The sequence below is a fragment of the uncultured Flavobacterium sp. genome (genome assembly GCF_963975005.1).
Lineage (GTDB): Bacteria > Bacteroidota > Bacteroidia > Flavobacteriales > Flavobacteriaceae > Flavobacterium.
Genome location: NZ_CAXBFR010000140.1, coordinates 1 through 6,949, shown reverse-complemented (window position 1 = coordinate 6,949; position 6,949 = coordinate 1). Strand labels below are relative to the sequence as shown.

Here is a 6,949-nt window from a genome sequence, read left to right as displayed (position 1 = left end):
GAATATTCAATTATATTACAAGCACCAGCTGGTACAGAAAGAAATAAAGATATAGAAATTGCAGAAGCAAAAGTAGATGCAATTACAAAAAATGTGAAATTTAAACAAGATGCCATTGCAGAAGGCAATCCATATAAAATTTTATCACTACAAGGAATAACTTATAATTTTGATAACGAACAAGAAATTACAAAAGCACACGAACTTGTTAAAAGTAACGTAGGTATATCAGCCGATAGATTGCTTATTATGCCTAAATCAAATTTAGAAACATACAAAGGAGAATTAGAAACAGCTGACACACAAGCTAGTGCATTGGCAATTGTTGCAAAACAAAAAGCACAATTTGGAAAGTACACTGAAAAATTTTTGTTAGATGCAGAATTAGATGATGGTTATCGAGTAGTTTTTGATATGGTTGAAAAAGAACCAGCTACTGCTGGCACAATATGGCAGTCATTAAAAGACAAAGAACAAAATAAAAATGCATTAAAAGATAGCAGAACAACTTTTGCTGATGATGAGAAAGCATTTGCAACCTCTTTTAAAGAAAATTTTGGTTCATCATTTAGAGGTAATGAAGATTTATATAACGACATTTACGAAGGTGCTTATGCATATTATCTTAAAAATTTAGCAACGATTGGCGATAACGAAAAAGCTATTAACAACACCATTGGTAAGTTTGGCAATGAAGGCGGTATCTATCAGTATGTAGATATTAATGAACAAAGTGTTTTCGTTCCACAAAATTTAGATGCTGTTGCAATTAAAAACAATGTTGAAGATATGTTAGAAAATCCACATAGGTACAGCATTACAAGTTCAGCAAATTTCACATTACAAGATGTTGTTGAAAACAAAGATGAGTACACTGTTGTGGTTGAAGGCGGTAGTGCAAAAATTATACAGAATTCAAATATTTTATTCGCAGCAGAAATTTATCAAAAATTACCAAGTGGCTCAAAACAGTTTGTTTATTCAGATGTAATGGTTAATACAGATGATGCATACAACACAGAAACTTCAATAATTGATTTTGATGAAACGTGGAGTTATGACAAAAAACAAAATTTAAATAAAAATATTAATAGTCAAATTAAAGATACGAAAATAGTTGAAGTACCTACTAGCACATTTGAAGTTGGGACAGCAACAGTCAACACTTCTACATTTGAAAAAATAACTCAACTAAAAGAAATTGTTTATAAAGAAACTGCTGATGCTGATGGTATGAACTATGTTGATGTTTTTGCTGGCGACATTGGTGTTACTGGTAGAGATATGCAAAACTTAAATGCAATCAGTTTGTATATGAAAGATGGTGAACTTAAACCTTACATTTTAGATTATCTGTCAGAGTTTGATTATCTTTCAAAACTTAAAAATTTAGAAGTGCAAAAAGAAGTTTTAGAAAAATGGAAAGTTAAAGAACAAAGAATTAGAACAACTTCAAACGTTGAAAGTGTTTTAATGACTCCATTACAAAGTTTAACAGATATTGTTAGAAGTATCAGTGTCGAACAAGATAACAAAACATATGAAAGTGGCGAAGCTCCATTAGTACCATAATGAGTGCACTTACACCCCCATCGAAGTTTGGAAAAATCCAATCGGTAAATGATATTCAAATACCAAAAAGTTCTGTGTTTGATAATTTGGGTGTTGGTACGAAACAAGGTTTTGAAGAAACAACTTTAAGTTACGCAAAAGATTACAATTTGCTTTTAAGAGCACGTAGTGGTGCAGATGATGTAATCCCATTTGAAGAATGGAATGAAAGCAATCCGTATTACAGAGAAGATATAAGTTGGAGTGAAGATTTAAGTTGGGAGGTTGCTCGTAACATACAAGACGAAATGTCATTACAAGAAGAAGCACAAGCAATAACAGAACGTGCAACTGGTTTAGGTAAGGTTGCAAGGTTTGGTGGAATGTTTGCTGGTGCGGCACTCGATCCAGTTAATTTTATTCCATTTACATTTGGTGCTGGCAAAGCTGTAAGTTTTTTGAATCGTGCGGCGAGAGTTGGTGCGGCAAACGCAATTATAGAAGGAACAACAATTACTCCACTTGCACTGGCGGCTGAAAAGGCACGTGGTGTTGATATGGAAGTTTCAGATGTTGCGTTGAACATTGGTTTTGCTTTTGGTGCTGGCTTTGGTTTATCTTCACTGGCAGACGGAGTTAAAGGTGCATACAAGATGGCACGTTCTGCACAAATTAAAACAGATAAAGAAGTGTTAGATGTTGTTGACACAATTAAAAGTCCGTTAGATGAAGGTAAAATTTCAACAGACGTAGACTTAGTTGCTACAAAAACACTGTTGGGTGCAAATAGACTGACTGGCACAGCAGATGCATTAGACACCAATCTACTCAAAAACACCAATATAACCAATCTAACCGAAACACCCATCATCGTTAAAACAGACGGAACTGTATCAAAAAATATAAAAGATAGAGGTGCAAAACTTTATAAGGAAGATAATTTTTTAGTAGTTGAAGGAAGTAGATACGACATTGTTAAAATAACCCCCACCCTACAAACAAGAATTACAAAAGAAAATTTTCCACAAATATTGTTTAAATTTACAGACACTTTAAATGATGAAGTCATTGCCATTGAAAGAATTTCACAAAGAGTAAAAGCATTAGAAAAAGAAATAGGCAGAAAAGCAGTTTTAGATGAAACACAAGTTGAAAGAACACGTGTTAAAATAGAAGAAGAAAGTTTTGACATCGAATTAGATGATGCTACTGGCAAGGTAAAAGAAATTTACAATGTTAAAAATGGTAGACGTACAACCAAACTACCAAAAAAAGAATTAAAACAAAAAATTAAAACTCTTTCAGAAACAGTTGAATTAAAGAAAAAAGTATTAAACACAGAATTACAAGACAGCTCTGTTGAAAAGATTAACGAACAGCTTATTTCAAATAGAGGTGGCAGACTTATGTCAGATGAACTTCTAAAAACAAAAGAAGTTTACAGAACTAAAAACATTATAGAAGCAGCAGATGAAAGCAGAGGAACATTATATAATTCTGCAAGTAAAGAAATTGACACGATGATAAGTGCAGTTCTCTCACAACCGATATTTAAAACAAGACAATTAAAAGATTTAGGTATTACGTGGAACGCAAAAAGTGGAACGTTAATTATAAAAGATTCAGCAGAAGCAAGTAAAGATGCATTAGGCAGAATACTTGTTGATTTGAGAAACAAACAGCAAGCATTAAAAAAAGAAAGAAAAGCAATAGAAGATTTACATATCTGTTTGCCAAAAGGAAGTTAAAATGACTAAAAAATGTTTTGATGATTTTGCAAGTACAGTAGGCAAAGTTTTAGATAATAGTGAAAAAGAAAACTTATTACAAAAAGTTCGTTCTAACAAAGAACAATTAAGAATTGATGGAAAAGAAATTGACACCACTGTTGGTGATAAAACTGCCTTACAAGTAAAATTAGACAGAGAGTTTCAAATTAAAACAAAGAATACAGTTGATAACACAATAAGAAGATTAAGCACAGAAACACAACTTAAAACAAGATTTGAAGAACTTGATAGTGTTGCAGATACAATCATTGCAAAAGACGGCAGAGTTACAAGACAGAAAGCATACCAACGAGCATTTATAAGTTTGATATACAACACAAACGATACGACAGATATTCCATTAGAAAGTATTGAAAAAAGTTTATTTCAAAATTCGTTAGGTGAGTTCTTGTCAAAAACTACAAGCCAAATTGGAAGTGATCCAATTAAGTTTATACAGAAACAAGAAAACTTTGACGATATGTTGACGGAGTTTTTTGTGTTCTTCAAAAATCCAAACAACGTTAATTCAGTCACAAAGAATGTTAATGCATACAAAATGGCAAAAGAGTTTTTTGATGCAAAATATAAGCTGTTTGAAAGACGTAAACAAAATGGTGATAACAACATACTTTTAGACAACAATATTAAAATTAGATGGGCACAAAATAAGATTAAAAATGTTGATAAAGATAGTTTTGTAAATGAGATAGCTGATGGGTTAGATATGGCGGTACACGGCGACATAGATGCACGTAGACTGGTGGCTACACGAATTTACGACAACTATACACAAAAGAGTTCACCAGATTGGCGAGAACAAGGCGATACAAATTTAAAAGGTATTTTCGATGGTGATGAAGCAAAACCAATTGATGATATGCCACAAGACAGAGTACCAAGTTTAACATTTAAAGATGGTGCAACTTTTAATTCGTTATCACGTAAATTTTCAGACGTAGACAGTCGTGTGTTACTAATGAATTATTTTAACAACACAACGAGAGAACTTTCGTTGGTACAGTTTTTTGGTGCTGATTATAAAAATGGTGTAAGCAGATTTATTAAAGAATTAGAGAACAATCAAAAGTACGACAATGCATTTAGAAGCAAAGGTAGATTAGGTGAAGTTGATGCTGTTAAAAGATATTTGGATAGAAAAATAAATCCAATAATTGGTGAAACTTCTAAACTTGCAAGTGCGTTTACTACATTAAGAAATTTTGAAGCTGCATCTAAACTTGGTGGAGCATTCATTACTGCACTGATGGACACACCTATTATGATTACTGCTGGCAGTAGATTGTTTGGCTTACCTACCCCACAACTTCTTTCTACAATTTTTAGATTTGGAAAAAATGGTTCACCAAAAGATATGAATGACTACGCACGTTATATGTTAGAAGGCTGTGAAAGTTATTTGGGTGCATTACAAGAACGTTTTAACGTATCAGACAGTTTGACTAATTTTGGAAAAATGGAAGGTGTAAGTGTTAAGACTGCACACGCAGTTTTTAAGTTGAGTGGTTTGAATTGGTGGACAGAAGGACGTAAGGCAATGGCGGCTGGTGTTTACGGACAAGAACTTGGTAGACTTATTAAAGCTAAAGTTCCATTTGAAGAACTTAATCCAAAATTTAGAAAGCAATTAGAAAAGTTTGGAATTAGAGGTGCAAAAAAAGGTGGTGAAAGTGAATGGACAAAATTGTTGAGAGAACAACCACTTGATGAACGTGGAAGAATTGATCCGTATGCAATAACAGAAGGCACATATGAATTTGCTTACGGCAAAGCAAGTACAAGACAAAAAGTGAGTTCGGCTTTGCACGATGCTGTTGACACAATGGTGATGACTCCTTCACAATTTGATATTGATAGTGCCGCACTGTTCAACGATCCACTTGGTGTTGGCGGACAAGTTATAAAATCAATGACACAATTTAAAGCACACCCTATTTCAATGTTTAGAAAAGTTTATATGAGAATGTACAAACAAGAAGGTTTGTCAGCAACAATTAGCACTGCGGCTTCGTTGGTTGCTTCATTAACATTTATGGGTGGATTAATTGTTCAGCTGAAACAATTTTTAGCTGGCAAAACACAATACAAACCAAACAATGAATTTTTTGTGAGAGCAATACAACAAGGTGGTGCGATGGGTATTGCAACAGACTTGTTTATGATGGCTGGCGGTGACAACGTTTTAAGAGCAGTTTTTGGTGGAAAAACAAAATATCAATCACCAGACAAAAAGGCAATGAATGTATTAGGTGTGCTGTTTTCAGATTTCATAAAAGTAACTTCTGTTGCAACAGAAGTGCCAATCCAAACAGCAAAATATCTTTACGATGGCGATTATAATTTTAATAGGTTGATGCGTGATTCAACAAAAACTATTTTAGATTTAGTACCAGCACAATCGTTGTGGTACACGAAAATGCTTTATCGAAAATACCTACACGAATATATGGCACAAATGGTTGATGGCAAAGGTTACGCAGACAGAGAAAGAAATTTGAGAAGGTATGCACGTAAAAACAAAGGACAGTCAAAATATAATAATTTCATTTATGAATCACTGCCAAATTTTTTACCAAATCAAAAATAAATATTAGCATACGGGAATTCAATTTATGACAGTTACAACATACACAGACGGTGCAAATAGATTAACTTATACCGCAGATTCTTCAACTGCTGCTTTCAGTTTCAATTTTGAAATTGCTGACACAGACTCAATCGAAGTATACGTTGATAATGTTTTAAAATCTATTTCATCTGATTATTCAGTAACATTTAACAGTGGCGACAGTGGTACTGGTTCAGTTGTTTTCACATCTGCACCTTCCGCAAGTTCTACAATAATTTTAAAAAGAGATACAAGTATTGTAAGACAGAGTGATTTTCAAACGAGTGGAAGTTTTTTAGCTTCAACTGTAAATGCTGAATTTGATAGGCTTACGCAAGCCATACAAGAAGTTGACGATAAGGTTGAACACAGAGTTATTAGAGTTGAACATTTTGATTCAGCACCAATAGATTTCGCATTACCTACAAGCAGAGCAAATCAATATTTAAAATTTGATAGCAGTGGTGACATTGTTGTTGCTGATAGTTTTGAAGGTTCGACAATTACTACAAGTGGCAACGTTTCAGTGGGCGGAAATTTGGCTGTAACTGGTGCATTGTCATTGGCTTCACTGGCACACTAGCAATAGATGATAACACTACTGTTAACGGCTCACTAACTGCAACTACGTTAGGTGGTACTTTATCAACTGCGGCTCAACCAAACATCACATCTACTGGCACACTTACTGCACTGACAGTGGACAACATAAATTTAAACGGAAATACGATTGTTTCATCGACTGGCACTTTAGCAATAGACGATAACACGACTGTTAACGGAAGTTTAACAGCAACCACTTTGGCTGGCACACTTTCAACAGCCGCACAAACAAACGTAACGTCATTGGGCACGTTGACTGCATTAACAGTAGACAACATAAATTTAAATGGAAACACGATTGTTTCTGACACTGGCAATTTAACATTAAGCAACCTTACTTCCGTATCAATTGACGATATTAATTTTAAAGACAATGCTATTACAACGACTGCTTCAA

4 protein-coding genes and 1 pseudogene are annotated in these 6,949 nt (G+C 33.9%); all 5 read left to right on the top strand.

Annotation, left to right across the window (positions count from 1 at the left end; genetic code table 11):
* On the top strand, positions 1-1,572 hold a 1,572-nt coding region (locus tag AACZ53_RS13025), incomplete at its 5' end, for a hypothetical protein (protein WP_339839266.1).
* Positions 1,572-3,299, top strand: a complete 1,728-nt coding sequence (locus AACZ53_RS13020) for a hypothetical protein (RefSeq protein WP_339839263.1) — start codon at positions 1,572-1,574, stop codon at positions 3,297-3,299. The genes AACZ53_RS13025 and AACZ53_RS13020, both read left to right, overlap by 1 nt.
* A 1-nt stretch (position 3,300) precedes the next feature.
* Positions 3,301-5,928 (top strand): hypothetical protein, encoded by a 2,628-nt coding sequence (locus AACZ53_RS13015; protein ID WP_339839260.1) that lies wholly within the window; start codon positions 3,301-3,303, stop codon positions 5,926-5,928.
* Between the two features lie 25 nt (positions 5,929-5,953).
* Positions 5,954-6,532 (top strand): phage tail fiber protein, encoded by a 579-nt coding sequence (locus tag AACZ53_RS13010; RefSeq protein ID WP_339839257.1) that lies wholly within the window; start codon positions 5,954-5,956, stop codon positions 6,530-6,532.
* Between the two features lie 116 nt (positions 6,533-6,648).
* Positions 6,649-6,949: pseudogene (locus AACZ53_RS13005) on the top strand (hypothetical protein); the annotation flags it as partial.